The organism is Pseudarthrobacter phenanthrenivorans, assembly GCF_000813845.1.
Lineage (GTDB): Bacteria > Actinomycetota > Actinomycetes > Actinomycetales > Micrococcaceae > Arthrobacter > Arthrobacter phenanthrenivorans_B.
The window spans coordinates 61,401-85,104 of sequence record NZ_JWTB01000007.1 but is presented as its reverse complement, the minus strand read 5'-3'; the positions used below and the strand labels follow the sequence as shown (position 1 = coordinate 85,104).

At 67.6% G+C, this 23,704-nt stretch carries 26 protein-coding genes and 1 tRNA gene; 15 read left to right on the top strand and 12 right to left on the bottom strand.

The window, feature by feature from the left end:
• Nucleotides 1-5 precede the first annotated feature (5 nt).
• From RM50_RS03475 to RM50_RS03465, 3 genes are read left to right on the top strand one after another with little or no spacing between them, the layout of a single operon-like run.
• Entirely contained in the window at nt 6-593 is a 588-nt protein-coding gene (locus RM50_RS03475; RefSeq protein ID WP_052259934.1) for a tripartite tricarboxylate transporter TctB family protein, read from the top strand.
• 9 nt (nt 594-602) lie between these two features.
• Nucleotides 603-2,150 (top strand): tripartite tricarboxylate transporter permease, encoded by a 1,548-nt coding sequence (locus RM50_RS03470; RefSeq protein ID WP_043449998.1) that lies wholly within the window; start codon nt 603-605, stop codon nt 2,148-2,150.
• Entirely contained in the window at nt 2,147-2,551 is a 405-nt protein-coding gene (locus RM50_RS03465) for a universal stress protein (protein WP_043449994.1), read from the top strand. Before RM50_RS03470 ends, RM50_RS03465 begins: the two co-directional genes overlap by 4 nt.
• Here RM50_RS03465 and RM50_RS03460 read toward each other — a convergent pair.
• Complete coding sequence (locus tag RM50_RS03460; RefSeq protein ID WP_082006957.1) at nt 2,526-3,104, bottom strand: NUDIX domain-containing protein; 579 nt, start codon at nt 3,102-3,104, stop codon at nt 2,526-2,528. The two genes, RM50_RS03465 and RM50_RS03460, sit on opposite strands and share 26 nt — an antisense overlap.
• Before the next feature lie 135 nt (nt 3,105-3,239).
• Between RM50_RS03460 and RM50_RS03455 the strand changes: the two genes are divergently transcribed.
• Nucleotides 3,240-3,473 (top strand): hypothetical protein, encoded by a 234-nt coding sequence (locus RM50_RS03455; RefSeq protein ID WP_043449991.1) that lies wholly within the window; start codon nt 3,240-3,242, stop codon nt 3,471-3,473.
• 54 nt (nt 3,474-3,527) lie between these two features.
• Here RM50_RS03455 and RM50_RS03450 read toward each other — a convergent pair whose 3' ends face one another.
• The 3 genes from RM50_RS03450 to RM50_RS03440 form a co-directional block, all read right to left on the bottom strand.
• The gene (locus tag RM50_RS03450; protein WP_240471854.1) at nt 3,528-5,138 is read right to left on the bottom strand and encodes a sensor histidine kinase; all 1,611 of its coding nucleotides are present in this window, start codon (nt 5,136-5,138) and stop codon (nt 3,528-3,530) included.
• A 235-nt stretch (nt 5,139-5,373) separates the two neighbouring features.
• Nucleotides 5,374-6,747 (bottom strand): DNA repair protein RadA, encoded by a 1,374-nt coding sequence (radA, locus tag RM50_RS03445; protein WP_043449988.1) that lies wholly within the window; start codon nt 6,745-6,747, stop codon nt 5,374-5,376.
• Nucleotides 6,748-6,812: 65 nt separating this feature from the next.
• On the bottom strand, nt 6,813-7,940 hold the full coding sequence (locus RM50_RS03440; RefSeq protein ID WP_043449986.1) for an FUSC family protein: 1,128 nt from the start codon (nt 7,938-7,940) through the stop codon (nt 6,813-6,815).
• Between the two features lie 252 nt (nt 7,941-8,192).
• Between RM50_RS03440 and pstS the strand changes: the two genes are divergently transcribed.
• From pstS to RM50_RS03415, 5 genes are all read left to right on the top strand, one after another.
• On the top strand, nt 8,193-9,314 hold the full coding sequence (pstS, locus tag RM50_RS03435; protein ID WP_043449984.1) for a phosphate ABC transporter substrate-binding protein PstS: 1,122 nt from the start codon (nt 8,193-8,195) through the stop codon (nt 9,312-9,314).
• Nucleotides 9,315-9,416: 102 nt separating this feature from the next.
• Nucleotides 9,417-10,349: a phosphate ABC transporter permease subunit PstC gene (gene pstC / locus RM50_RS03430; protein ID WP_043449981.1), complete on the top strand. Its 933-nt coding sequence runs from the start codon at nt 9,417-9,419 to the stop codon at nt 10,347-10,349.
• A complete protein-coding gene (gene pstA / locus RM50_RS03425) occupies nt 10,350-11,462 on the top strand; it encodes a phosphate ABC transporter permease PstA (RefSeq protein WP_043449978.1) in 1,113 nt (370 codons plus the stop codon).
• Nucleotides 11,463-11,527: 65 nt separating this feature from the next.
• Entirely contained in the window at nt 11,528-12,307 is a 780-nt protein-coding gene (gene pstB, locus RM50_RS03420) for a phosphate ABC transporter ATP-binding protein PstB (protein WP_043449976.1), read from the top strand.
• A 92-nt stretch (nt 12,308-12,399) separates the two neighbouring features.
• Entirely contained in the window at nt 12,400-12,813 is a 414-nt protein-coding gene (locus RM50_RS03415) for a hypothetical protein (RefSeq protein WP_043449974.1), read from the top strand.
• Between the two features lie 47 nt (nt 12,814-12,860).
• On the opposite strand, the gene RM50_RS03410 is transcribed toward RM50_RS03415, so the two are convergent.
• The 4 genes from RM50_RS03410 to RM50_RS03395 form a co-directional block, all read right to left on the bottom strand.
• Nucleotides 12,861-13,268: a hypothetical protein gene (locus RM50_RS03410; RefSeq protein ID WP_043450302.1), complete on the bottom strand. Its 408-nt coding sequence runs from the start codon at nt 13,266-13,268 to the stop codon at nt 12,861-12,863.
• A gap of 181 nt (nt 13,269-13,449) precedes the next feature.
• Entirely contained in the window at nt 13,450-14,460 is a 1,011-nt protein-coding gene (locus RM50_RS03405) for an inorganic phosphate transporter (RefSeq protein ID WP_043449972.1), read from the bottom strand.
• A gap of 1 nt (nt 14,461) precedes the next feature.
• Nucleotides 14,462-15,079 (bottom strand): DUF47 domain-containing protein, encoded by a 618-nt coding sequence (locus RM50_RS03400; protein WP_043449970.1) that lies wholly within the window; start codon nt 15,077-15,079, stop codon nt 14,462-14,464.
• Between the two features lie 312 nt (nt 15,080-15,391).
• Nucleotides 15,392-16,051 (bottom strand): hypothetical protein, encoded by a 660-nt coding sequence (locus RM50_RS03395; protein ID WP_043449967.1) that lies wholly within the window; start codon nt 16,049-16,051, stop codon nt 15,392-15,394.
• Between the two features lie 246 nt (nt 16,052-16,297).
• Between RM50_RS03395 and RM50_RS03390 the strand changes: the two genes are divergently transcribed.
• Nucleotides 16,298-16,370, top strand: a tRNA-Lys gene (locus RM50_RS03390).
• Nucleotides 16,371-16,444: 74 nt separating this feature from the next.
• Here the strand turns inward: RM50_RS03390 and RM50_RS03385 are convergent.
• Nucleotides 16,445-17,044, bottom strand: coding sequence for a M23 family metallopeptidase (locus tag RM50_RS03385; protein WP_043449963.1), 600 nt, complete (start codon nt 17,042-17,044; stop codon nt 16,445-16,447).
• Between the two features lie 16 nt (nt 17,045-17,060).
• Nucleotides 17,061-17,402 (bottom strand): YciI family protein, encoded by a 342-nt coding sequence (locus tag RM50_RS03380; protein ID WP_043449961.1) that lies wholly within the window; start codon nt 17,400-17,402, stop codon nt 17,061-17,063.
• A 157-nt stretch (nt 17,403-17,559) separates the two neighbouring features.
• Here RM50_RS03380 and RM50_RS03375 point away from each other — a divergent pair, with 157 nt between their 5' ends.
• The 5 genes from RM50_RS03375 to RM50_RS03355 all read left to right on the top strand — a co-directional run bounded on the left by RM50_RS03375 (nt 17,560) and on the right by RM50_RS03355 (nt 21,915).
• Nucleotides 17,560-18,576, top strand: coding sequence for a LacI family DNA-binding transcriptional regulator (locus RM50_RS03375; RefSeq protein WP_043449959.1), 1,017 nt, complete (start codon nt 17,560-17,562; stop codon nt 18,574-18,576).
• Between the two features lie 116 nt (nt 18,577-18,692).
• A complete protein-coding gene (locus tag RM50_RS03370; protein ID WP_043449956.1) occupies nt 18,693-19,529 on the top strand; it encodes a DUF4397 domain-containing protein in 837 nt (278 codons plus the stop codon).
• 180 nt (nt 19,530-19,709) lie between these two features.
• A complete protein-coding gene (locus RM50_RS21035) occupies nt 19,710-20,492 on the top strand; it encodes a class F sortase (RefSeq protein ID WP_043449954.1) in 783 nt (260 codons plus the stop codon).
• 48 nt (nt 20,493-20,540) lie between these two features.
• Nucleotides 20,541-21,119: an RNA polymerase sigma factor gene (locus tag RM50_RS03360; protein WP_043449951.1), complete on the top strand. Its 579-nt coding sequence runs from the start codon at nt 20,541-20,543 to the stop codon at nt 21,117-21,119.
• A complete protein-coding gene (locus RM50_RS03355; protein ID WP_043449949.1) occupies nt 21,106-21,915 on the top strand; it encodes an anti-sigma factor in 810 nt (269 codons plus the stop codon). Before RM50_RS03360 ends, RM50_RS03355 begins: the two co-directional genes overlap by 14 nt.
• Here the strand turns inward: RM50_RS03355 and RM50_RS03350 are convergent.
• Both RM50_RS03350 and RM50_RS03345 read right to left on the bottom strand, forming a co-directional pair.
• Nucleotides 21,905-22,399, bottom strand: a complete 495-nt coding sequence (locus RM50_RS03350) for a hypothetical protein (RefSeq protein ID WP_240471853.1) — start codon at nt 22,397-22,399, stop codon at nt 21,905-21,907. The genes RM50_RS03355 and RM50_RS03350 overlap by 11 nt on opposite strands.
• Before the next feature lie 78 nt (nt 22,400-22,477).
• Nucleotides 22,478-23,389, bottom strand: a complete 912-nt coding sequence (locus RM50_RS03345; RefSeq protein WP_240471852.1) for an ANTAR domain-containing response regulator — start codon at nt 23,387-23,389, stop codon at nt 22,478-22,480.
• Nucleotides 23,390-23,704 lie beyond the last annotated feature (315 nt).

Here is a 23,704-nt window from a genome sequence, read left to right as displayed (position 1 = left end):
CGGCCATGGAGACTACTCCAGCAGTCGCTGCCGGGCGGGGCGCGGGCCCCGACCGGCAGCCGGTCGCGGAAGCATTGACCAGCCCGAACGAAGAACTCCCCGAAGCCCTGACTCCCGAAGAGCTCGCCGCGCAGTGGGAGGAGGAAAAGCCTCCCGCTGCCGGTCCGCTCGCCAACGCCGCCTCGTCCCTGGTGGTGCTCGCCATCGGGCTCGGCGCCCTCGCATTGTCCGTTGCCATGGGCCTGGGCACTCCGGAAAAGCCCGAGCCCGGGTTGTGGCCCTTCCTGACCAGCTGCGTCATGGTGGCCCTGGCCATCTTCCAGCTCGTATGGGGCCGGCATAACCGGGACGCGGAGAAATTCACCCGGATGTCCCTCTCCCCGCTCACCGGCCTCGCCACGCTTGCCGCCATGGTGACACTGATGCCCGTCATCGGTTTCGAGCTCCCGTCCCTCATCCTGTGCATCATCTGGATGAAATTCCTGGGCAGCGAAACCTGGCGTTCCGCCCTCCTGGTCAGCGCCATCGTCGTCGCCGCGTTCTACGGGATTTTCGTCCTGGCGCTCGGCACGTCCATCCCCCACCTCTTCTAGGAGACCACCGTGGATTTCCTCAATCCCGTGATCAACGGTTTTTCAGTCGTCCTGGAACCGATGAACCTGCTGTACTGCCTGATCGGCGTCGTGATCGGCATGCTGATCGGCGTGCTGCCCGGGCTTGGTCCCGCAGCCACCATCGCCATCCTGCTGCCCCTGACCTACAGCGTGGAGCCCGTCACGGCGATCATCATGCTGGCCGGCATCTTCTATGGTGCCCAGTACGGCGGCACCATCACCTCCGTGCTGCTGCGGCTCCCCGGTGAGGCATCATCGGTGGTCACCGTCTTTGACGGGTACCAGATGGCCAGGCAGGGCAAGGCCGGGACTGCCCTTGGCCTGGCAGCCATCGGCTCCTTCATCGGCGGAACAGCAGCCATTATTGGCCTGACCTTCCTGGCCCCCGTCGTGGCAGGCTTTGCCCTCGACTTCGGACCGGCCGAATACTCTGCCCTCGCCATGCTGGGCATCCTGCTGGTGGCCACCATCAGCGGAGGTTCCAAGGCCAAGGCCCTTATCGCGGCCGCCGTCGGGCTCCTGCTCGCCACCGTGGGCCGCGACGTCTTTACCGGTGAAAGCCGCTTCACCTTCGGCAGTCTGCAGCTGGCTGACGGCATCGACTTCGTCCCCATCGCGATGGGGCTCTTCGGCCTGGGTGAGATCCTTTACAACCTGGAGGAGCGGCACCGCGCCGCCAAGGCGCCGTCGAAAGTCTCCAATGTCTGGCCCTCCCGGTCCGACCTCAAGCATGCCTCCGGCGCCATCACCCGCGGCTCCGTCCTCGGCTTCTTCCTGGGCATCCTGCCCGGCGGCGGTGCCACCATCGCGTCCATGGCCTCCTACGCCATGGAGAAGAAACGGGCCAAGCAGCCGGAGCGCTTCGGCAAGGGGGCTCCGGAGGGTGTGGCCGGCCCGGAAACAGCGAACAACGCGGCGGCGACGTCATCCTTCATCCCGCTGCTGACCCTCGGCATACCGGCCAACGCCACCATGGCACTGATGTTCGGCGCGCTGCTGATCCAGGGCGTGACGCCCGGCCCGCAGCTGGTGGAGCAGAACCCGGACCTGTTCTGGGGCGTGGTCAACTCCATGTACATCGGCAACATCCTGCTGCTGATCATGAGCCTGCCCCTGGTGGGCATCTTCGTCCGGATCCTCCGGGTCCGCGCGGCCATCCTCGCCCCGATCACCGCCCTGATCACGCTGCTGGGCGCCTACACCATCAACAACAGCATGTTCGACGTCACCCTGGTGGTGTTCTTCGGCGTTCTGGGCTACCTGATGAAGAAGTTCGGCTTCGAACCGGGACCGCTGGTCCTGGCATTCGTCCTGGGTGAGCTGCTGGAGAGTTCGCTGCGGCGCTCGCTGCTGGTCTTCGGCGGCGACCCCACCGGATTCTTCACCCGCCCCATCTCGGCAACCCTGCTGGCGGTCTTTGTCCTGGTGGCGGTGCTGCCGGGCATCCGGGGCGTGCTGGCCAGGCGTAAAAGTACGACGGCGGCAGCCGCCGCTGCGGGGAACGGCACCAACCAGAACATCAAGGAGAAGGTATGAGCATCATTGTCGGGTTCGTTCCCACCCCGGCCGGCGAGGCAGCCCTCGCCGCGGGAATCGCCGAAGCGCAGCTCAGGCAGAAGGACCTCTATATCGTGAACTCGGCGCGGCAGGGTGCGCTGGTGGACAAGTCGGTGGCACCGGAGGACGTCCTCGCGCAGGCCGCCAAGCAGGCAGCAGACGCCGGCGTCACGGCCACCGTTATCCAGCCGCCCTACGAGCACGACCTCGCGGACGAATTCCTGGACGTGGCCCGCGAGGTGGACGCATCCCTGATCGTGATCGGCCTCCGGCACCGTACCCAGGTAGGCAAGTTCATCCTGGGCAGCCACGCGCAGCAGATCCTCATGCAGGCAGACCGGCCCGTACTTGCGGTCAAGGCCGGGGGTGCCCGCTCCTAGCCTCCCCGTCCTGCGCCTCAGGCCCCTTCTCCGCCCCAGACCCGTTGTCCGCTTCAGGCCCGTTGCCGGCAGCGTACCTGTCCAGCGCATCAAGGATGGGCAGCTGTCCTTTGACGAGCTTGAGCCGGGCCTCCTGGCCGGGGAACCAGCGGGCGTCGTCGATCTCGGGATAGTGCTGGATCCGGCCTGATCCTTTGGGCCATTCGAGCGGAAAGGTGTTGCTGGTGATTTCATCCGGGGCGAAGTCCGCCTCCGCCGTGAAGACCGTGATGAGCTTTCCGGAGGGCTGCCGGAATTCGCCGAGCAGCCGGTAGCCGGTGTCCGGCGCCGGCGTCCCCATCTCCTCGCCGAACTCCCGCAGGGCAGCCGCCAGGGGGTCCTCGCCGTCGGCATATTCGCCCTTGGGGATGGACCAGGCGTGCTGGTCCTTGCGGGCCCAAAAGGGGCCGCCCATGTGCGCTATCCAGACCTGCAGCCGGTCCCGGACGGGGGAGCCGGCGGCGGCGTCCGGGTCCGGCCGGTACAGCAGGATGCCTGCACTGCGAATGGGCATTGATCCTCCAGTGTGGGCCGCTGCCGGCCGTCGTCCAATTGCAGTCCGCCGTTAACGTGGAGTTCACGGCGCTGCTTTAGGTTATTCCCTCAGGCACTCTGCCAGGCACTCTGCTCGAGAGGGACGGGACCACTCATGGCCAACATTGCTGAGGTTTTGGGACGGCTGACGCCGGAAGAAGTCGATGAGCTGCGCGGCCTGGGTCCGCAGGGCCACCTCCCGAGGCACCTGGTGGATGCCCTGGACCGCGCCGCCGGGGGAGCGGGTTCAGGCCGCGGCTATTACGTTGCGAACGGCAATGTGAATGCCACGGGCGGCCCGCTGCTGGTGCTGCGCAGCGACGTTGCGCGGTGGTTGGCGGGGGCCTGACAGCGGGCATACCCGGTTGCCTGCCCTGCCAACGCCGGCCGGCGCCGTCATCATTCAGGCGGGGAGGACGAAGGTTGCCGTGGTGCCCCGGCCGGGCTCGCTGTCCAGGCTGATGGAACCACCGTGGCCTTCCACGATCGTCTTGCTGACCGGCAGCCCCAGCCCTGCACCGGGGATGGCCGTTTCGCGGGAGCGCGCCGACCGGAAGAACTTGGTGAAGGCCTGTTCCTGTTCCTCCCCGCTCATGCCGATCCCTGTGTCGCTGATGGAACAGACCAATCCGGCCTCGGTCCTGCGGGCGGTGGCAGTGATAAGGCCGCCGTGGGGCGAGAACTTGATGGCATTCGAGAGCAGGTTGTGGATGACCTGGCTGATCCGTGCCGGGTCAACCCGGGCGGGAAGCGGCCGCTCCACTTCCAGCTTCAGTTCGAGCCCCGCGCCGGCCGCCCTGGGCAGCACCGAGTCCACCGCCTCGGTGACAATCCGGGCGAGGTCCGCGTGCTCCGGTGACAGCTCCACGCGCTCGGATGCCACTGCGATGAGGTCGTTGACCAGGTTCAACAGGTGTTCGGCGTTCCGGCGTACTACGAGGAGTTCCTCCCGGATATCCTCATGTCCGGGCTCGTCCATGGCCAGTTCCAGGTAACCAAGGATGGAGGTCAGCGGTGTCCGCAATTCGTGCGAGACCGTGGCAACGAAGTTGTCCTTTGCCGCCAGCGCCCCGATGAGGCTTGTGACATCGACAAAGGTGATGACCGCGCCGCCATCCTGCCCTCCCTTGGCGGGAAAACTGTGGGCGCTCACCGAGTAGGCGGCCTGGCGGTCCGCGGGGCCGGCCCAGTACAGCTCATCCCGGAAGTCTTCCCCTGAGGCGGCGCGCTCTGCGGGAAGCCGGCCGGCCGGGACAGGGGTGGAGCGGTCCGCAGACAGCAGGACCCTGCCGCCGGCGGACTCGAGGATCCCGGCCAGGGCGGCGTCGGCATGCATCGCCTTGTTGGCCAGCACCGTCCTGCCGCGGCGGTCCACCACCCAAACCCCGACTCCCACGGACTTCAGGACCGCATCCAGCAGCCTTTGCCGCCGGACGCTCTCGTCCAGCGTGCGGGCCAGGTCATGTTCGCTCTCCAACAGCCTGGTGCGGTGGCGGCGGATGGTGGTGGCCACCACGTGTGCGCTCACCGCGATGACGGACATGACCAGCGGGAGGATGATGGTGCGGATCATCGATCCTCCGGCCGGTGCCGAGCCCCGCACGATGGCGGGGGCCACGGTGCTGAGGATCGTCCCCGCGATGGCCAGGGCAGGCATGGAGGGCCGGACCTGCGCCGACAGCCATACGACGGGGAACACCAGCATCAGGCTCAGGACGCTGAAGGTCGACCCGCCGGCCTCCCGGGTGAACCCGATGGCAAGGCAGTCGAGGAGCGGGATCACGGCGAACGACCCTGCCGGCAGCCGCGCCCAGGGGACAGCCACGCATAATGCGGCAATTGCCAGGTGGAACAGCAGCGCCGCCAGGAACAGATGGTTGGAGAGGGTCTCTGGACTGAAGACGGCGGCGGCAGTCACCACGAGTGTGATGGTCAAGCTGACCGGCAGCTGGCAGGCCACCATCCTCTTGCGGGCACTCAGGCCGCCGAAGAGTCCGTCAAGACGGTCCGACACCACAGGCTCCGCCGGGGCGCGCCGAACCTGGCCGGGCGCATCTGTGCGGCCCTCATGTTCCCGGATTACCAAATTGGCCCCCAGTGCCGAATTTGAGCAAACCTCCCGCTGCAGGAAGGCCTTGCAAACACAGTACCCGCGACGAGGCTTTTGTCACGGAGCGTATCCCTTGGCTACCCGCGTGCCAATCGGCCAGCGCGTTCCACATGGCTGCCTGTCAACCGGCCGGCGCGTCCTAACCGATCAGGAGGCTGAGCGCTTCCGTGAGGTGCTCCACTTCGCGGACGGAAAATCCTGCAGGGACGGGGCCCGGGCCGGTGTGGCTGGCAGGGACCACTGCGTGGGTGAATCCCAGGCGGTGGGCCTCCTGGATGCGCTGGTTGATGCCCGGGACCGGCCGGACCTCGCCAGCCAGGCCTACTTCGCCGAATGCGATGAGCCGGATGGGCAGGGGCTTGCGGGCCTTGGCTGAGGCCACGGCGAGGGCAACCGCGAGGTCCGTTGCCGGTTCGCTGAGTTTTACCCCGCCCACGGTGGCGACGTAGGAGTCGTCCTTGTGGAGCAGTGTGCCGGCGCGCTGTTGCAGGACGGCCAGCAGCATGGAAACCCGGGAACTGTCCAGGCCGCTGGTAGCCCGGCGGGGTTGTGAATTGGGGCTTTCGGCAAGCAGTGACTGCACTTCCGCCAGCAGGGGCCGGCGCCCTTCCATGGTGACGGTGATGCAGGTGCCCGAGACCGGGTCCTTGGTGCGGCTGACGAACAGGCCGCTGGGATCGGCCAAACCCTCGATGCCGTTCTCGTTGAGGTCGAAGCAGCCCACGTCGTCGGTGGGGCCGTACCGGTTCTTCACGGCGCGGAGCAGCCGGAGCCTTGAATGCCGCTCGCCCTCGAACTGGCACACCACGTCCACCAGGTGCTCCAGCAGGCGGGGCCCGGCGATGGAACCGTCCTTGGTCACGTGCCCCACCAGCAGGGTTGTCATGTTGCGCCGCTTGGCGGCGGCGATGATGGAGGCCGCCACTTCGCGCACCTGGGACACACCACCGGCGCTGCCGTCCACGTCCGCGCTGCTGAGGGTCTGGACCGAGTCCACGATCAGCAGCCGTGGTTCGATCTTCTCCACCTGTCCCAGCGCCTGGCCAAGGTCCGTTTCCGCGGACAGGTACAGGGATTCGGCGACGGCATCGATCCGCTCAGCGCGCAGCTTCACCTGCGCCGCGGACTCCTCACCGGTGACATAGAGGACGTCCTGGGCGGTCCGGGCGAACTTTGCGGCCACGTCCAGCAGCAGCGTGGACTTGCCCACGCCGGGCTCGCCCGCCAGCAAAATGACGGCGCCCGGCACCAGGCCGCCGCCCAGCACCCGGTCCAGCTCGTCCACGCCGGTGGGGAGGAATGCGGCGGTGGTGGCGTCCACGTCCGCGATCCGCCGCGCTGGTTCAACCACCGTTGTTGCCGCCGTGGTCCGTGCCACCGCTGTGCCCGTTTCCTCAACCGTGCCCCACGCCTGGCACTCGCCGCAGCGGCCCACCCACTTCACGGTGGTCCAGCCGCATTCGGCGCATTTGTACGCGGGCGCCTTGGAGGCCCGGGAAGTCTTTGTTGCCATGCGTTCAACCCTAGTGGCGGGCACCGACATCGGGCCCACCCCGCGCTGGGCCCGGCCCATCCCGACTACAGCGCGGGCAGAACGTCCCGTGCCTCGGCAGCGTCCATGCCGGTGGCCTCGAGCAGGTCCACCATCAGCGGCCGGAACAGCATGACCACCGTTTCACCTTCCAGCCGCTGCACCTGCAGCAGCTTCGGATGCAGCCGCAGCGCGATTTCACTAAGGTCCCGGCGGGCCGTGCGCAGGTGGGCGCGCCGGACGCCGTCGTGCATTTCCGCGAGCCCCAGCGACAGTTCGTCAATGGCGGCAGCGGTCTCCTGGAGCACCTCCGCGATGCTGTCCGTGGCCTCGTCCGAAAGGGCGGTGTGATTGATGGCGCTGGTCAGCCGCCGCGCGAAGACACGGCTGTTCCTCAGCGCCAGGTCGATGAAGTCCAGCGACTGCTTCAACCGGTCAAGTTCGTCGCGGTGCCGGCGGTAGGCAGGCGCCAGCGTGGCGACTTCGCCGGACGCACGGAGCGACTGGCGCATGGCATCCACCAGGGGCTGGCAGTTCCTGCCCCGGATAAGCGCGTGCCACGCCTGCGTGGAGTCGCTGTTCACCAGGGCCCCGGCGCATTCGCGCAGCACCTCGGCCAGCTCGTGCAGCAGTTTCTGGACGTCCCGTCGAGGCTCCCTGCGGGGATCCTTGGGCACGAGGATGGTCACCAGCAGGGCGCACAGGCCGCCCACCACCGCATCAATGCTCCGGGTGAACGGCCCGCCGGACGGCGCCGGCAACAGCACCACCAGCAGCGACTGCAGCGCCAGCTGCGTGGTGAAGATGTTTCCGCTGTCCAGGAACCGGGCCAGCAGGATGGAGAAGAGAAGAACGACGGCGGCCACCCAGATGTCGCCGCCCAGCCAGTGCAGGAGCAGGTCACCCACGGCGATCCCGATGGTGCAGCCCAGGCCCACCTCCATCACCCGCCGCAGCCGCGGCTCGCGGGAAAATCCGAGTGCGATCAGGGAGGAGGTGGCGGCAAACAGCGGGCCGGAATGGCCCAGCACATATTCCGCGAAGGCGTAGGCGCCCACCGCGCAGACGGTCATCTGGATGGCGGGGATAAACGAGTTGCGGCTCCGGATCAGACCGGTCCGGACGCGGCTGCGCAGGAACCGCCTGGTTGCCGAGAGTCCTGCTTCGAGTGCCATGGGTTCAAGTCTATTCAGTGGCGGTGGGGCGTCCGGGACAGGCCACTACGGCCGCATCTGTGATTCGCGCAATGGTGACCCGGCATATGTCAGCCAATATCCCGCCGTCGTTAATCCTCCGTTCACTTTGGACAGCCCATCCCGTTACCTGCGGCCCATAACTTACTTGAAGGTACACACCGTACGCATCGCGCAGCAGGGTTCTCCGGCCCTGTCCCCGCACCTGAATAACCCTGGAAGGGGTACATCTAAGTGAAGGCACTCCGCTTCGGCCGCCACGCGGCTATCGCTGTCATCGCAGCCGGCGCACTCGCGCTCAGCGCCTGCGGTTCAGACAACGCCACGGGCACCGCTCCTGCCGGCAACCAGTCCGCCGCCGGCCCCAAGGTCACCGGCACGCTGACCGGCATCGGCTCTTCCGCCCAGGGCGCCGCCATGGACGCATGGAAGACCAACTTCGCCTCCGCCAACTCCGGCGCCACCGTGCAGTACTCCCCGGACGGTTCCGGCGCAGGCCGCAAGGCCATCCTGGACGGCTCGGCCCAGTTCGCCGGCTCGGACGCCTACCTGAAGGATGACGAGTACGCCTCCTCCAAGTCCGTTTGCGGACCCGACGGCGCCATCAACGTCCCGGTCTACATCTCCCCGATCGCCGTGGCCTTCAACGTCCCCGGCGTGACGGACCTGAAACTGGACGCCACCACCGTCGCAAAGATCTTCCGCGGCCAGATCGCCAAGTGGAACGACCCCGCCATCGCGGCCCTGAATGCAGGCGTATCGCTGCCCGACCTGAAGGTCACCCCGGTCAACCGCTCCGACGACTCGGGCACCACCCAGAACTTCACCGACTACCTGGCTGCCGCAGCCCCCAGCGTCTGGACTGACAAGGCTGCCGGTATCTGGCCTGCCAGCCTGCAGGGCGAAAACGCCAAGGGCACCTCCGGTGTGGTCAAGACCGTCACCGACACCCCGGGCGCCGTGACCTACGCTGACGACTCCGCGGTGAGCGGCAAGCTGGGCGTTGCGCAGATCAAGGTGGGCGATTCCTTCACCAAGATCTCCGCAGACGCCGCAGCCAAGGCAGTGGATGCCGGCAAGCCCGTTGAAGGCCGCGCCGCCAACGACCTGTCCATCAAGCTGGACCGCACCACCACCATCGCAGGGGCCTACCCCATCGTCCTGGTGTCCTTCCACGTCCTGTGCACCACCTACGACAAGCAGGAGACCGTTGACCTGGTGAAGGCCTTCGAGCACTACGTGGTCTCCGACGAGGGCCAGAAGGCTGCCGCAGACTCGGCCAAGTCCGCTCCGCTGTCCTCCGACCTGGCCGCCAAGGCCGTCAAGGCCATCGACTCGATCAAGGTCAAGTCCTAGCCAACGCCGCAAAACCGGGTTCCCCGCCTGCCGGAAGGCAGCGCGGGGAACTTGGCATTGCACCCGCTTCCTCTTTCACGCAACGAACCGAAGGGCCGTCGAATGACCGCCACCACCCTGACCAGTACCCAGGGCGCCGGACGCGCCGGGGACAAAGTCTTTTCCGGCGCCACGCTGGCAGCCGGCTGCCTGATCCTCGCCGTCCTCTTCGGCGTCGCACTTTTCCTGGTGGTCCAGGCAGTTCCCGCGCTGACCGCACCCGCCGACAAGATCCAGGGCGGCCAGGGCTTTTTCGCCTACATCTGGCCCATCGTGATCGGCACCCTGATCGCCGCCGTCATCGCGCTGGTGATCGCCACACCCGTCGCCATCGGCGTGGCACTGTTCATCTCCCACTTTGCACCCCGCCGGCTGGCTTCCGGGCTGGGCTACGTGGTGGACCTCCTCGCCGCCATCCCATCCGTGGTCTACGGGGCCTGGGGTGCTGCCTTCCTGGCCAAGGAAATCGCCCCGGCCTATGGCTGGCTTGCGGCAAACATGGGCTGGCTCCCCATCTTCCAGGGACCGGCCTCCAGCACCGGCAAGACCATCCTCACTGCCGGCATTGTCCTGGCGGTCATGGTCCTGCCGATCATCACCTCGCTGTCCCGCGAGATCTTCCTGCAGACCCCCAAGCTGCATGAGGAGGCGGCGCTGGCGCTGGGCGCCACGCGCTGGGAAATGATCAAGATGGCAGTGCTGCCCTTCGCCCGTCCGGGCATCATCAGCGCCGTCATGCTGGGCCTGGGCCGCGCCCTGGGCGAGACCATGGCCGTTGCCCTGGTACTCTCCTCCGGCGCCCTCACCGCCAGCCTGATCCAGTCCGGAAACCAGACCATCGCTGCCGAGATTGCCTTGAACTTCCCGGAAGCCAGCGGCCTCAAGGTCAGCACCCTGATCGCCGCCGGCCTGGTGCTGTTCATCATCACCCTGGCCGTGAACATGATCGCCCGCTGGGTCATTACCCGGCACAAGGAATTCTCGGGAGCCAACTAAATGACCTCCACGCTCACCCCCGTCCGCAGCAAGCGGTCGGCGCTCACCAAGGGCCAGCTGCCCAAGTACGCACCGTATGCCGTGCTCGGTGCCGCCCTGATCGTCGGCGCCGCCATCATGGCCCTGGCCGGCTTCAACCCGTTCGGCTGGGGCGTGGTCTCCGCGATCCTGTTCGCGGCCGGCCTGGTCTCCTGGAGCGGCGCGGTGGAGGGCTCGCGCAAGGCCAAGGACAAACTGGCCACCTGCCTGGTGGTTGGTTCCTTCCTGGTGGCGCTGCTGCCCCTGGTTTCGGTGATCTGGACCGTGCTGGTCAACGGCATTCCCGGCCTCATCGACCCCGGATTCCTCACCACCTCCATGAACGGCGTGACCGGTGCCTTCGACAACAAGGCCGTGGAAAGCGGCGGCCCGGTGATGGGCGGCATTTACCACGCGATCCTCGGCACCGTGCAGATCACGCTGCTGGCCACTGTGATTTCCGTTCCCGTGGGGCTGCTCACGGCCATCTACCTGGTGGAGTACGGGCAGGACGGACGCCTGGCCAAGGCCATCACGTTCTTCGTGGACGTCATGACCGGCATCCCCTCCATCGTGGCCGGCCTGTTCGCCGCCGCGTTCTTCTTCGTGGTGGCGGGGCCGGGGACCAAGACCGGCGCCGTGGCCGCCGTCGCACTGTCGGTCCTGATGATCCCGGTGGTGGTGCGCTCCAGCGAGGAAATGCTGAAGATCGTGCCCAATGAACTCCGCGAAGCGGCGTACGCCCTGGGCGTGCGCAAGTGGCGCACCATCCTCAAGGTGGTGATTCCGACGGCGATTTCCGGCATCGCGTCCGGCGTCACCCTTGCCATCGCCCGGGTCATCGGCGAGACGGCGCCCATCCTGGTCACCGCCGGCTTTGCCACCAGCATCAACTCCAATGTGTTCGGCGGCTGGATGGCATCGCTGCCCACGTTCATCTACACGCAGATCCTCAACCCCACCTCGCCCTCAAACCCGGACCCCTCCTCGCAGCGGGCCTGGGGAGCGGCGCTGGTGCTGATCATCCTGGTCATGGTCCTGAACCTGGTGGCACGCCTGGTCGCACGGATCTTCGCCCCCAAGACAGGCCGTTGACCGGCCGGCGGTTCGCCCGCCGCATCCACAGACTTCAACCCACACACAGCAAGTGAAGGAACACCATGTCTAAGCGCATCGACGTCAAGGACCTGAACGTGTACTACGGCGACTTCCTCGCCGTGGAGGACGTCAGCATCAACATCGAGGCCAAGTCCGTCACCGCGTTCATTGGCCCCTCCGGCTGCGGAAAGTCCACCTTCCTCCGCACCCTGAACCGCATGCACGAGGTCATCCCCGGAGCGAGGGTCGAGGGCGAAGTCCTGCTGGACGGCGACAACCTCTACGGCGCAGGCGTGGACCCGGTGACGGTCCGCTCGCAGATCGGCATGGTGTTCCAGCGGCCCAACCCGTTCCCCACGATGTCCATCCGCGACAACGTCCTGGCCGGGGTCAAGCTGAACAACAAGAAGATCTCCAAGGGCGAGGCAGACGTGCTGGTGGAACGTTCGCTCAAGGGCGCCAACCTGTGGAACGAGGTCAAGGACCGGCTGGAGAAGCCTGGCTCCGGCCTCTCCGGCGGCCAGCAGCAGCGCCTCTGCATTGCCCGGGCCATCGCCGTGGAGCCGCAGGTGATTCTCATGGACGAGCCGTGCTCCGCACTGGACCCCATCTCCACCCTTGCCATTGAGGACCTCATCAATGAGCTCAAGGACCAGTACACCGTGGTGATCGTGACCCACAACATGCAGCAGGCCGCGCGCGTGTCCGACAAGACCGCGTTCTTCAACATCGCGGGCACCGGCAAGCCGGGCAAGCTGATCGAGTACGGCAACACCCACACGATCTTCAGCAACCCGGTCCAGAAGGCCACCGAGGACTACGTCTCAGGCCGTTTTGGATAAGCAGCAGGTCCGTTGGCGGTGCACCCGATCATTTAGTACGCTCAACTAGATACTTTTATGTCTAGTAGTAAGCCAACTAAAGGAGTTCGGCAATGACGCAAACGGCCAACAGCGGTCTGGGCCCCCAGCTTACTGTTTCCTTGCCCGGAACCGGACCGGCACCGTCGGCGGCTGCCGTGGCGCCTGACTTTGCCGCCGCTGCGGATCTGGCGGGTCCCCTTGCCGCCGGTCCGCTGACCCCGGAGCTTGAACCGCACATCGCGCTGGCCGTTACCGGAGCGGACGACGAGGGCGACGTGCTCTCGGAGGTCTGGCGGACCAGTTCGCACCTGGAAAGCATGCAGTGGGAGCTGGACAACGCCCTGGAGTCGCTGCGGCAGGCGGTCCGCAAGGCCTCCGCCTGCGGGGTGGCAGAGGACGAGCTCTGCACCGCAGCAAACCTCACGGCGGACGAGCTGGCTGCCGTCCTGGCAGCGGGGCCAGCTCCGGCGGTTCCCCAGCTCTAGCCAGCCCCCGATCCGGGTTGCCCGCCACGTGGCCCGGCGCGGCGGACCTATTCCGGGACTTCCAGCTGGAACCCGCACTGGCAGCGCAGGACGCGGGTGGGCAGGGACACGGCGTTGAGGCCGCTTGCCGTGGTGCTGCTGCGGTAGCAGAGCCGCTCCACCTCGAATTCCGCCTCCTCCATGGGAAAACCGCAGTGGATGTAGTCGTCCCCGAAGAGGACCACCTTGGCCATCCAGCGGACCTGGCTCAGGGCAGCCGCGACGTCGGTGGCATAGGCGGTGTGTTCCTGGAAGCGGCTGCAGTCGTTGCAGGTGTAGGAGACCGTCACCAGGTCCCCGCCCGCGGCACCAATGGCCGTAATGGCATGAACGGTGAGCTGCGTTTCGGTTCCGCAGGCCTCGCACTGGAGCTGCCGGGGCTGTGGCAGCGGGCCGCGGGAATACGGGAGAGACATGATGCCTGGCTTTTCCGCGTTGTGCATCCGGGCCGCCGTGTTGCTGCAGCGGCGCCCGTCCACGGCCCTGCACCCGGCTGGGACGGCCCATCCCCGGCATCAGTGTCCGGGGGCGCACTTTGAATCTACGTCACCGTTACCGGAGCTGTACAGGGTTGGAGCTGGACGGCGCAGCCGCGCGTTATCCGGGGATGGGGGACAATGCCAGCGCCAGCACGAAGGCCAGGGCGCACGTGGCCAGGGGAGTCAGGGCCCAGAACCACAGGATCCGGATGACCAGCTTCCGGTTGGTCACGGAAAAATGCTGGTTTTCCCCCGCGCCCAGCGCCCCGGCGGTCACGGTATGGGTGGTGGAGAGCGGCCAATGCAGGGCAATGGCGCCGACAAAAAGCATCAGCGCGCTGAAGGTCTGGGCCACGGACCCGCGCAGGGGATCGATCCGGGTGATCTTGTAGCCGATGGTGTGCGAAATCCGCCAGCCGCCAAAAAGCGTGCCGGCCGTCATCATCACGGCGGACAGCGCGGCCACCCAAACGGGGATCCCGCCGTCGGAATAGCCTGCCGCCAACAGTGCCAGCAACAGGACGGCGCTGACGCGCTGTCCATCCTGCAGGCCGTGGCCGAAGGCGACTGCCCCGGCGGCCACGGCCTGGCCCCGGCGGAACCGCTGGTTCACCACGTTGGGCTGGGTGTAGCGGGCCACCCAGGTTGCCGGATACACCAGGAGGAAGGAGCCGCTGTAGGCCACCAGCGGGGACAGCACCAGGGGCAGCACCACCTGGAACAGGAGCGACTGGTCCACCCCGGCGACGCCCGGGCCTCCGACGGCCAGGCTTGCCAGGCCCGCGCCGGCAAGGCCGCCCACGAGGGCGTGGGTGGACGAGGCGGGGATGCCGCGGCGCCACATGAGCAGGCCCCAGGCACAGGCGCTGGCCAGTCCGGCAACGAGGATGTTGAGGCCGTCGGTGCCGTGCGGGAGGTTAATCCAGCTTTGGCTGGCCGCCACCGCGAGGGAGGCGCTCAAAAGGGCGCCCACAAAGTTGAAGAACGCGGCCAGGAGCACGCCCACGCTGGGGGTGAGGGCCCTGTTTCGCACGGCAAGGGCAACCGAGGTGGACGCGTCACGGAAGCCGTTGAGGAACGCGAATCCCGCAGCCAGCAGGACCACCGCGGTGAAGATGGCTGGCGCCACCTCAGGACTCCTTGACGATGATGCTGCCTACCTGGGTGGCCACCCGCCGCATGTCCTTGGTGACCTCCACCAGCTGGTTGGCGATGTCCCGGTTGCGGGAGTACTGGGCCCACTTCATGTCGGCGATCATGTCCGCCACCCAGACCCGGTGGGTCCGCTCGGCCCGCTTGGCCAGGCGGAGGATTTCGATCCAGTAGTCCTCGAGGTCGTCCAGGTTGTTCAACCGGCGCATGGCGTCCACGGTCAGGTCGGCCTGCCGGCTGATGATCTCCAGCTGGTCCGCGGCACGCTTGGGCAGGCGGTCCAGCTTGTAGAGCGCCACCAGTTCCGCGGCGGCGTCCATCTTCTCCATGGCCTCGTTGAGGTACCGGGACAGGGCGTACATGTCCTCCCGGGGGAGGGGGTTCACAAAGCTGGTGCGCATATGGGTCAGCAGGGCAAAATGCAGCTCTGCGGATTTCGCATCGATGTTGTGCATGTCCTCCACGAGCTTGGCGTGGCCGTCCGCCGGTACGCCAAGGATCTCGGCCAGGGTGGCACTGGCCAGCACGATCTGGTGTGCCATCTGCGAGAGCAGGTTCAGCCCGGCGGGCTCCTGGGGAAAAAGGCGCAGCTTCACGTATGTACCGGTCTCCGGGGACTTATAAGGCGGGGGTCGCTGCCGTGTGACGTGACGCCGGCGCGCAACTGTCGCCTACTCTACCGGCCAGTTACAGTACGCCCTGAATTGGCCACCCGGATGAGGGCAGAAAAATGGTGCCGAACCGGATACGCCTCTCGGCGGTAGGCCGCTCTAGGCGGCTAATTGTTGAAGCCCGGGGGTTTCGCGGCTCGGCACCGGTTTCAGTCTTCTACTTCGTCCGGCCCAAGTCAATCTTGACAGCGGCGGCCGGCGTCGTCCCCGAATGGCGCTCCGGGGACTGGAAAGGTATCAGTCCAGCTCACCCAGGCGCCACGCGTTGGCGGCGTGTTCCAGGTCTTCGGCGGTCTTTACCAGTTGGTGCGAATTGCGGGTCAGTTTGCTGGCATGTGCCTCGTTGGCGTGCTCGGCGCCGTCGGCGAGGGTGGCCTGTCCCAGGGCAACGACGCGGCAAAAGGCTGCGGAACGTTCCAGGGCGACGTCGAAATCGCCGTCGAACGCGCCGGAAAGGATGGCATCGGCCATGGTACGCATTTCATCAGCGCCCGGCGGTTCGGCGGCGCCGGCCACCACGTTGGAGACCTGCGCCGTGTCCCTGCCCGCACGGAAGTAGACGGAGATCCGTTCGGGATCCTGGACGGTGGCGGCGCGGAGGGCGTAGAGCCGCCACAGGGCGCCGGGAAGGGAGCGGGCAGGGCTTTCCGCCCACATCTCGGCGATGGCATCCAGCCCTTGTTCGTCGGCAAGCTTCACCAGGCGCTCGGTGATCACGGGATCGTCGCTGTCGCGGCCATGGCGGACCAGGGCCTGGGCGGCAAGGTGGGCGGCCTCGGAAACCCGGGCGGGGTCGGCCCCGCCGGCGAAGGGCTCGAAGTCCATCGGCGCGAAAGGTTTGGGCTTGTGGTGCCGGTTGCCGCCGCCGTAAGGACTGGTTCCTGCTTGCTCGCTCATGCCCCCCACGCTACTCCTGTGCCACAGCGGAAATCGAGCATCCACCGGACCATCCGGGGATGCGCGGTGTGAGGCGCGGAAAAGGAGTCTTCGGGCTGCGGCAAGTGCCGTGACCGGGTGGCAGGAATGCACGACGCCGGAGCGCGGGACATGTGACAAAGCCGCCGGAAGCATGGGTTAGAGTATTAACGTCCAGAAATGGATTGGGCCGGACGGGTGGACACAACGTGTCTGACCGGCCGGCAGGGGCCTTTAGCTCAGTTGGTAGAGCATCGGACTTTTAATCCGTGGGTCGTGGGTTCGAGCCCCACAGGGCCCACCCACACGAATTCGCGGTGTCCGCCCGGCGTCAGGGCGGACACCCTTTTTGTTTCCGAAGCCGTCCAGCAGCCCTTATCCGGACACAACGGTCCCGTTCCGCGGCAGCCCGCCCGGGAATGAGATGGGAACGGCTGCCGCACGCCCCGGATCAGGACCATCCATCGCCTGGACATGCAGATGCGGTTCCGTGCTGTTGCCCGAATTGCCGCATCCGCCGATCACGTCCCCAGGCACCACCCGCTGCCCCGGGTGGACAGCGACGCTCCCGCACCGCAGATGGCACAGGGCGACGAACACCCCAAGGTGTTCGATCACCACATGGTTGCCGGCCAGGCCCAGCCAGCCCTCCCGCACCCTCCCTGCCTGGGTGACCGCGTAGCCGATGGACGGGAAGCCGCGGAAGGCTGCATGGTCCGGCTCCCCGTCATGGGCGGCGTGCACCGTCCCGGAGACCGGCGCCAAGATGGCCCTGCCAAAGCCCACGAAGCGGTCCGGCGGCTGGGGCCGGAACAACGCAGCCATGGTGATTGGCGCCGAACGCGCGTCCCGGTCCACAGGCGTGAAATCGATGGCATGGCTCGTGGCAAACAACCGCGTCCCGTGGCTGGGCACGCGGTTGGCCGGAGAGTTCTGCACCAGCCAGGTTCCCGTGAACGGGTAGTCCAGCTCCACGGATCTGCCGGGGCCTTCAGCTGGCGGGGTCGTACGCGAAGGCGCGTACCTCCTGTGCGCAGCGGCAGGCTGCCGCCATCTTCGCGGCCCACTGCAGCGCGGCGTCGTAGGTGGGAAGTTCCAGCACCGCGTAGCCGCCTTCGATCTGCGCCGTCTGGGGATAGGTGCCTTCATGCACCGTTCCGCCGCCGTCCACCATGACGGGTGGAACGCCCTCGTCAATGCCGCCGCCAAAAACCCAGACGCCGGCGTCCTTCGCGTCCTGCACCACGGCGTGCGCGGCATCCGCTACTTCCTGCAGGCCGCCATCGGGAATGTCCATGGCGCCGCTGGGGAACGAGATCAGGTACTTGGTCATGCCGCCGGGCTCCTTCTTTACAGGCGCGGGATCACCCCCATCCTTCCCGCCGGGCACGGGCCGCGCAAGGCTCCAGAAGCTGCTGCTCCGCGCGAAGCCGCTGTGGTTTCCGGCATGTGCCGCAGGCCGGAAACACGCCAACAGGCACAATAGGCACATGCCGAAAACCAGCAAGGGCCGGATGCCGCGCCTGGAAGACGTGGCCAAGGTGGCCGGCGTCTCGCACCAGACCGTCTCCCGCGTGGTGAACAACCACCCCAATGTCAGCAAAGCGACGCGCGAAAAAGTCGAGGCCGCCATTGCCGAACTGGGGTACCGGCGCAACACCGCGGCCCGGAGCCTGGTTACCCGGCGCTCGCAGACCATCGGCGTGCTGGCCAGTGAACTGTCCCAGTACGGCCCGGCCAACACCCTGCTGGGGGTTGAGCAGGCGGCCCGCAACGCCGGGTACTTTGTCAGCATCGCCGCGCTCCGGGAAGTCAGCCGGGAGGCGATCTCCAACGCCGTGGGCCACTTCATGGACCAGGCCGTGGACGGGATTGCCGTCCTGGTGCCGCATGCGGACACCGTTGACGTACTCGAGCAGCTGAACCTTCCCGTGCCCGTGGTGGCCGTGGGTTCCACCGGCAGCGCCTCGGTCAGCGGCGCAATGGTGGACCAGCGCGCGGGAGCCCTGCTCGCCGTCGAACACCTCATCAAGGAAGGGCACCGGAAGATCGGCCACGTTGCCGGGCCGCCGGACTGGACGGACGGCGCCGAACGCGCGGAGGGGTGGCGGGCGGCCCTGCGGGAGGCCGGCCTGGACGAATCCCTGCTGGTCGAGGGCGACTGGAGCGCGGGCAGCGGCTACGCCATCGGCCGCCGGCTGGCGTCAGGCCTGACGGCCACGGCCATTTTCGTGGGCAACGACCAGATGGCCCTGGGCCTGCTGCGCGCGTTCACCGAGGCAGGGGTCAAGGTGCCCGACGACGTCTCCGTGGTGGGCTTCGACGACCAGCCGGAAGCGGGGTACTTCACGCCGCCGCTGACCACTGTCCGCCAGGACTTCGAGGAACTGGGGCGCCGCTGCATGGACATCATGCTCAAGGAGATCGAGTCCGGTGCCGCTGTGAGCTCCACGGTGGTTCCGCCCGAACTGGTCCTGCGGGCCAGCACCGCCGCCCCCGCCCCATAGGCGGAAGAAAGAAGCCAAAAAAATCTCCATGAATCTGCATCCAAATCCGGGGCTGCGCCGGTAGTAGGGGTGTCAGCAAAAAACGCCCGGCAGCCGGGCCGCTCAAGGAGATGGACATGCGCAACACAATCTTCACCGCAGGTGCCGGTGCAGCAGCCATTGCAGCCGCAATCGCTCTTGCAGGCCCAGCCCACGCAGCAGACGGGGACGCGCAGCTTTCCGTGCTGCATGGCGTCCCCGGACTGACCGTGGACGTCTGGGTCAACGGCGAACGCACCCTGGATGACTTCACTCCCGGAACCCTCGCCGGACCGCTGGCCCTCCCGGCCGGCACGTACAACATCGCCATCACGGCAGCGGACGCCGCAGACGCTTCCGCGCCGGCGATCGGCCCCGTCAGCGTCAACCTCGCCGCCAACGGAAATTACACCGCCGCCGCGCACCTCGGTGCCGATGGCAAACCCACGGCCAGCCTGTTCACCAATGACGTGTCCCAGATACCCGCAGGCAAGGGCAAACTGACGGTCCGGCACGCAGCCGCTGCCCCCGCCGTCGACGTCCTGGCCGGCGGCACCGCCGTCATCAGCAACCTGGCCAACCCCAATGAAAAGACCCTGACCCTCGACCCCGGCACGGTCCCTGCCGCGGTTGCCGCCGCTGGCACCACCACCCCGGTGCTCGGCCCCGCGGACGTGGCGGTCACCGAAGGAACGCACACCATCGTCTACGCCTGGGGCAGCCTGCAGGACCAGAACCTGAAGCTCGCCGTGCAGACCATTGACGGACTGCACTCCGCCCCGGGTTCGGTTCCCGGTGCCCTTAACGGCCCAGCGGATGCCGGCGGCGCGGGCCCTGCCGTTGCCACGGCCGGCTTCGGCCTGGCGGCACTCGCCCTCCTGGCCGGAGCGGTCGGCGTGGCCCGCGCAGTCAGGACCCGGCGCGCGGAGCTGTAACGCGGGCGGAAGCTGTTGAAGGACCAGCCCAGGGGAGCCGGCCCGGCAATGCGGGACGGCTCCCCTGACTGCTGGTGAGGATGCGCCGGGTGGCCGCCCGCCCTGGTGGTCCGGCGCCGGATCCGGGTCGCCGGGCACCATTGAGGGTGGCTACCCGGTGCTGAAGGGAGGACAGCAGGCATGAAGACAGGCACGACGCCGGCAGGAACGGACCGCCGCCGTTCCCCGGGCGCTGCGGCGGCGGTGCTTGCTGCCGCACTGGTTCTTTCGGGCTGCGGTCCGGCCGGTACCGCCGGGACTGCGGGCCCCGCCGGCGCCGGTGAGACGGCCACCGTCGCACCGGCCGCCGGTTCCCCGGCCCCTCCGACCTCCGCCCCGTCCCCGGCCGGCGCTGCCGCGCCTTCACCGGCAGCTGTTACCCCGCCGGCCGTTCCTTCGCCCGCTGTTCCCTCGCCCGCTGTTCCCTCCACCAGCGCCATCCAGATCCGGCCGGCGACTCCGCCGCCCGCCCCCCGGTCCGTCCCGGCCCCCACGTCACTCTCGGTGTCCGGGACCTCCATCAGCATGCCCGTGGTACCTGCCGGAGTATCAGGCGGCGGGGCGATGGAGATACCCGACGTGTTCGACCGTGCCGCCTGGTACAAATTCGGTCCCGCCCCCGGGGCAGCCGAAGGCACCGCCGTCATCGCCGGCCATATCGACACCACCTCCGACAGGGCGCCGTTCTCGGCGCTGAAGTCCCTTGCGGCCGGAACACTGATCCGGGTGGGCCGCGAGGATGCCCCGGCGCTCACCTACCGGGTGGTGCGCGTGGAACTGATGGCCAAGGACAGATTCGACTCCGGCTCGGTGTTCCGCCGCCACGGTCCACACGAACTCAAGCTGGTCACTTGCGGCGGCCGGTGGCTGGACGAGCGCATGGACTACAGCGACAATGTGATTGTCACTGCTGCCCCTGCATAAGCGGTGACCAGCACGTTTCTCGTCACCGAAGCCGGGAGGGAGTTCCCTGTGACATCGCCCGGGCACGCCTCCCGCGGATGGGACGACGGTCTGACCGCCTCCTTCCTGGCCGGCGACGAGAGGGCGCTGGCAGCGGCCTACCGCGAGTTCGCGCCACTGGTGCACACCCTGGCGCTGCGGTCCCTTCCGGACCGTGCCGCCGCAGACGATGTGACCCAGGAGGTCTTTATCCGTGTGTGGCGCTCGCGGGCCACGTTCAATCCGGAGGTCGCCAGGCTCCCTGCCTGGATCGTGGGGATCACCCGCAACGCCATCGCCGATGCGCAGCAGGCGTGGACCCGCGAGGCCCGCAAGGCCTTTGCCGCCGCCGGTGCAGGCATGGCCGGCGAGACAGGAGCTGGAACTGAGGCAGCCGAAATGCTTGCTGACCGGCTGCTCCTGGACGGCGAACTGGAACGGCTGGGCGAGCCGCAGGGCTCCATCATGAAGCTTGCCTTCTACGAGGACCTGACGCACGAACAGATCTCGCGGAAACTTGGCCTTCCCCTTGGTACCGTCAAGAGCCACATCCGCCGCAGCCTGACCCACCTGAGAAGCAGATTGGAGGTAGACCATGCCGCATCTTGATCCGGAACAGTTGAGCCTCCTGGCCCTGTACGAAGGATGGGACGACCCGGAAGGCCGGGAGCACCTGCGGGCGTGCCCCGAATGCGCTGCCGACTATGCCGCCCTGCGCCGCACCGTGGAAGCGGTCAGGACCGCGCCCGACACGAGCAGGCTCTCCATGCCCGGCCCGGAGGTCTGGGCGGGAATCCATCGCGAACTCGGCCTGGACGAGTCCCTGCGGGAGGACCCCCTGGCAGTGGACGCGGTCGGGAAGGGACGCGGCGGCCCATCCTTCGGTCCGGCCGCCGGCTCCGCCCCGGGCCCTGGCGCCGACGCACCGGGCCCAGTGCCGCCGTCGAACGTTGTCCCTTTCCGCGGGCAGGCCAAAGCCGCGTGGTGGCGGCGTCCCGGCCCCTGGCTGGCCGCCACGGCTGCTGCCGTGCTGGTGGCTTTCGGCGGGATCTGGGCGCTGAACCGTCCCCAGCCCCAGCAGCTGGCGGCCGCCCAGCTGGAGCCGCTGCCGCAGCATTCGGCGGCAGGCTCGGCCAAGGTGGTGGCAGCTCCGGATGGCTCGCGCAACCTGCAGGTCACCCTGGACAAGGATGAAGCGAGGGGTTACCAGGAGGTGTGGCTCATCGCCCCGGACCTGTCCCGGCTGGTCAGTCTCGGCGTCATGAATTCCACGTCGGGGACATTCCAGGTTCCCGCCGGTCTTGACCTCTCGCAGTACCCGGTGGTGGACGTGTCGGACGAGCCCGTGGACGGCAACCCGGCCCACTCCAGCGTGAGCATCGCCAGGGGCACCCTTACATCCTGAGGGACGCCCGCGCCCACCCCGTGAACCGGCCCCACTGGGCAACGGCCGCGTCCACCAGCAGCGCCGCGGCCGCATGCAGGTAGAGCATCAGGTGCAGCGAGTGGTCTGCAGGGACGGCTGGCGACGACGGTACGTCCGGCGCCGGGAGTCCGCCATGCATGTGGTCCGGCAACGGGACAGCGCCGGCCGTCGAGAAGGCTGCGAACGCCAGGTGCAGCAGTTGTTGGGCAACGGCGGATGCCACCAGGATGGCCCAGCCCGGAAGGCGTGCCGGCGCCAGGCGTTCCAGGAGCACCGCGGCCAGTCCCAGAAGCGCCGCCAGCGCCACCACGACAGGGGCTGCCGGCGACAGGCCTCCGCCGCCAAGGTGTGCGGCCAGCCCAAGGCCCGCGGCCAGCGGCCCTGCGGGCCAGGCGGAGGCACCACCCGGCGCTGGATTCCCGGTACGGCCGCGCGGGGTGGATGCCTGCACGTTGTCCTTCACCCTGCCACTCCTCCCGTGCCCGGTCCTCAACGGTTCCTACCCATCCCGGGAGGAATGAACCCGTGCCGCGGCAGGAACCTAGTGGCCGAAGTGCGCCTGTGGCGCGCCCTCGGGCAGCTGCTCCAGGATGTCCTCCGCCACCTTGCGCACTTTGATGTTCCGGTGGCTCGAAGCCTTGGCCAGGATGGAGAATGCTTCCTGGTAGGAGCACCTGTTCTGCGCCATGATCACCCCGCACGCCACGTTGATGGATGTGCGGCTGTCCAGGGCAGAGCGGAGGTCGGTGGCCAGCGAGCGGGCCGCGTGCAGGTTGACGGCCATCTGCAGGCTCTTGGTTGCCAGTGCCGCAAAGCTCCGTGCTTCAGCAATGACCTGCAGCGGGAAGGCTTTGGCGTCGTGGGCGAAGAAGGCAAGGACAGCGGCGGGCTGGCCCGCTTCGCTGCGGCCAGGGCGCCCGTCTTCCCGGGGGACTGTCGTATCCCCTGGCGGTTCGGGTTCCAACCGCAGCCGCACCGCCAGGGCACTGCCGTAGCCGGCGGACTGCAGCTGGCTGGAGTAACGCTGCCAGCGGAAGTCCCCGTTCCTCTGGAGTACTGCAACGGGGTGGCCGCCGGCCATGACGTCGGTGACCGGGCCTTCAGCTGCCTCCCGTTCCCAATCCAGCAGCCGGACCACTTCCTCGCTGGTGCCCGTGATTGCCGGGCTGCGCTTGGGCTGGTGCAGCACCACTCCGCACCCCACATCCAGTCCCGCGGTCCTGACCACGTGCGCCGCTGAGGCCGCGACCAGCAGGTCCAGCGAGTCGGCAAGGGACTGGGTGCCATTGACCAGGTCGAGCAAAAGGGCCGGGTTCCCTGGCATGCCGTGGCTGACTGCAGCGTGCAGCTTCGCGTGGACCCTGGAGCCGGAGGCGGGGGCAAGAGGGCCGGCGACGGCTGGGGGAGAGCCCTTGGTCTCGAAGGACTCCTCGTCGCCGGCCCCGCCTATCACCCGGATCCTTTGGACCGGGAAGCCTGGGCCTACCTGTCGTGCGCGCATTGCCAGTCTCACACCCCCTAGTGAGCCAAGTACCGAGAGCCAACAGGCCTTGTCTCTGAGAAAAACTTAAATCCCGGCAAACTCCAGGTGAACGCGTAGCTGGTACCTGTTTTTTCGATTAGGTAGTACTTGGACGTGCGGCCCCAGGGTCCCTTGCGGATGTTGCCGCAGGTCGGACGGGTACGCGCCGTCAACACGGCGGCGAATATCCTCCAGGCCACCGAAAACAAAACTCTTGACTCGGCACGCCCTTGCTTCAAGAATGTT

Bases quoted from the DNA above. Each gene is read 5' to 3' on its own strand.
- RM50_RS03475 (WP_052259934.1), top strand. From the start codon at position 6: ATGGAGACTACTCCAGCAGTCGCTGCCGGGCGGGGCGCGGGCCCCGAC.
- RM50_RS03465 (WP_043449994.1), top strand. From the start codon at position 2,147: ATGAGCATCATTGTCGGGTTCGTTCCCACCCCGGCCGGCGAGGCAGCC.
- RM50_RS03460 (WP_082006957.1), bottom strand. From the start codon at position 3,104: ATGCCCATTCGCAGTGCAGGCATCCTGCTGTACCGGCCGGACCCGGAC.
- RM50_RS03455 (WP_043449991.1), top strand. From the start codon at position 3,240: ATGGCCAACATTGCTGAGGTTTTGGGACGGCTGACGCCGGAAGAAGTC.
- radA (WP_043449988.1), bottom strand. From the start codon at position 6,747: ATGGCAACAAAGACTTCCCGGGCCTCCAAGGCGCCCGCGTACAAATGC.
- RM50_RS03440 (WP_043449986.1), bottom strand. From the start codon at position 7,940: ATGGCACTCGAAGCAGGACTCTCGGCAACCAGGCGGTTCCTGCGCAGC.
- pstC (WP_043449981.1), top strand. From the start codon at position 9,417: ATGACCGCCACCACCCTGACCAGTACCCAGGGCGCCGGACGCGCCGGG.
- pstA (WP_043449978.1), top strand. From the start codon at position 10,350: ATGACCTCCACGCTCACCCCCGTCCGCAGCAAGCGGTCGGCGCTCACC.
- pstB (WP_043449976.1), top strand. From the start codon at position 11,528: ATGTCTAAGCGCATCGACGTCAAGGACCTGAACGTGTACTACGGCGAC.
- RM50_RS03415 (WP_043449974.1), top strand. From the start codon at position 12,400: ATGACGCAAACGGCCAACAGCGGTCTGGGCCCCCAGCTTACTGTTTCC.
- RM50_RS03410 (WP_043450302.1), bottom strand. From the start codon at position 13,268: ATGTCTCTCCCGTATTCCCGCGGCCCGCTGCCACAGCCCCGGCAGCTC.
- RM50_RS03395 (WP_043449967.1), bottom strand. From the start codon at position 16,051: ATGAGCGAGCAAGCAGGAACCAGTCCTTACGGCGGCGGCAACCGGCAC.
- RM50_RS03380 (WP_043449961.1), bottom strand. From the start codon at position 17,402: ATGACCAAGTACCTGATCTCGTTCCCCAGCGGCGCCATGGACATTCCC.
- RM50_RS03375 (WP_043449959.1), top strand. From the start codon at position 17,560: ATGCCGAAAACCAGCAAGGGCCGGATGCCGCGCCTGGAAGACGTGGCC.
- RM50_RS03370 (WP_043449956.1), top strand. From the start codon at position 18,693: ATGCGCAACACAATCTTCACCGCAGGTGCCGGTGCAGCAGCCATTGCA.
- RM50_RS21035 (WP_043449954.1), top strand. From the start codon at position 19,710: ATGAAGACAGGCACGACGCCGGCAGGAACGGACCGCCGCCGTTCCCCG.
- RM50_RS03355 (WP_043449949.1), top strand. From the start codon at position 21,106: ATGCCGCATCTTGATCCGGAACAGTTGAGCCTCCTGGCCCTGTACGAA.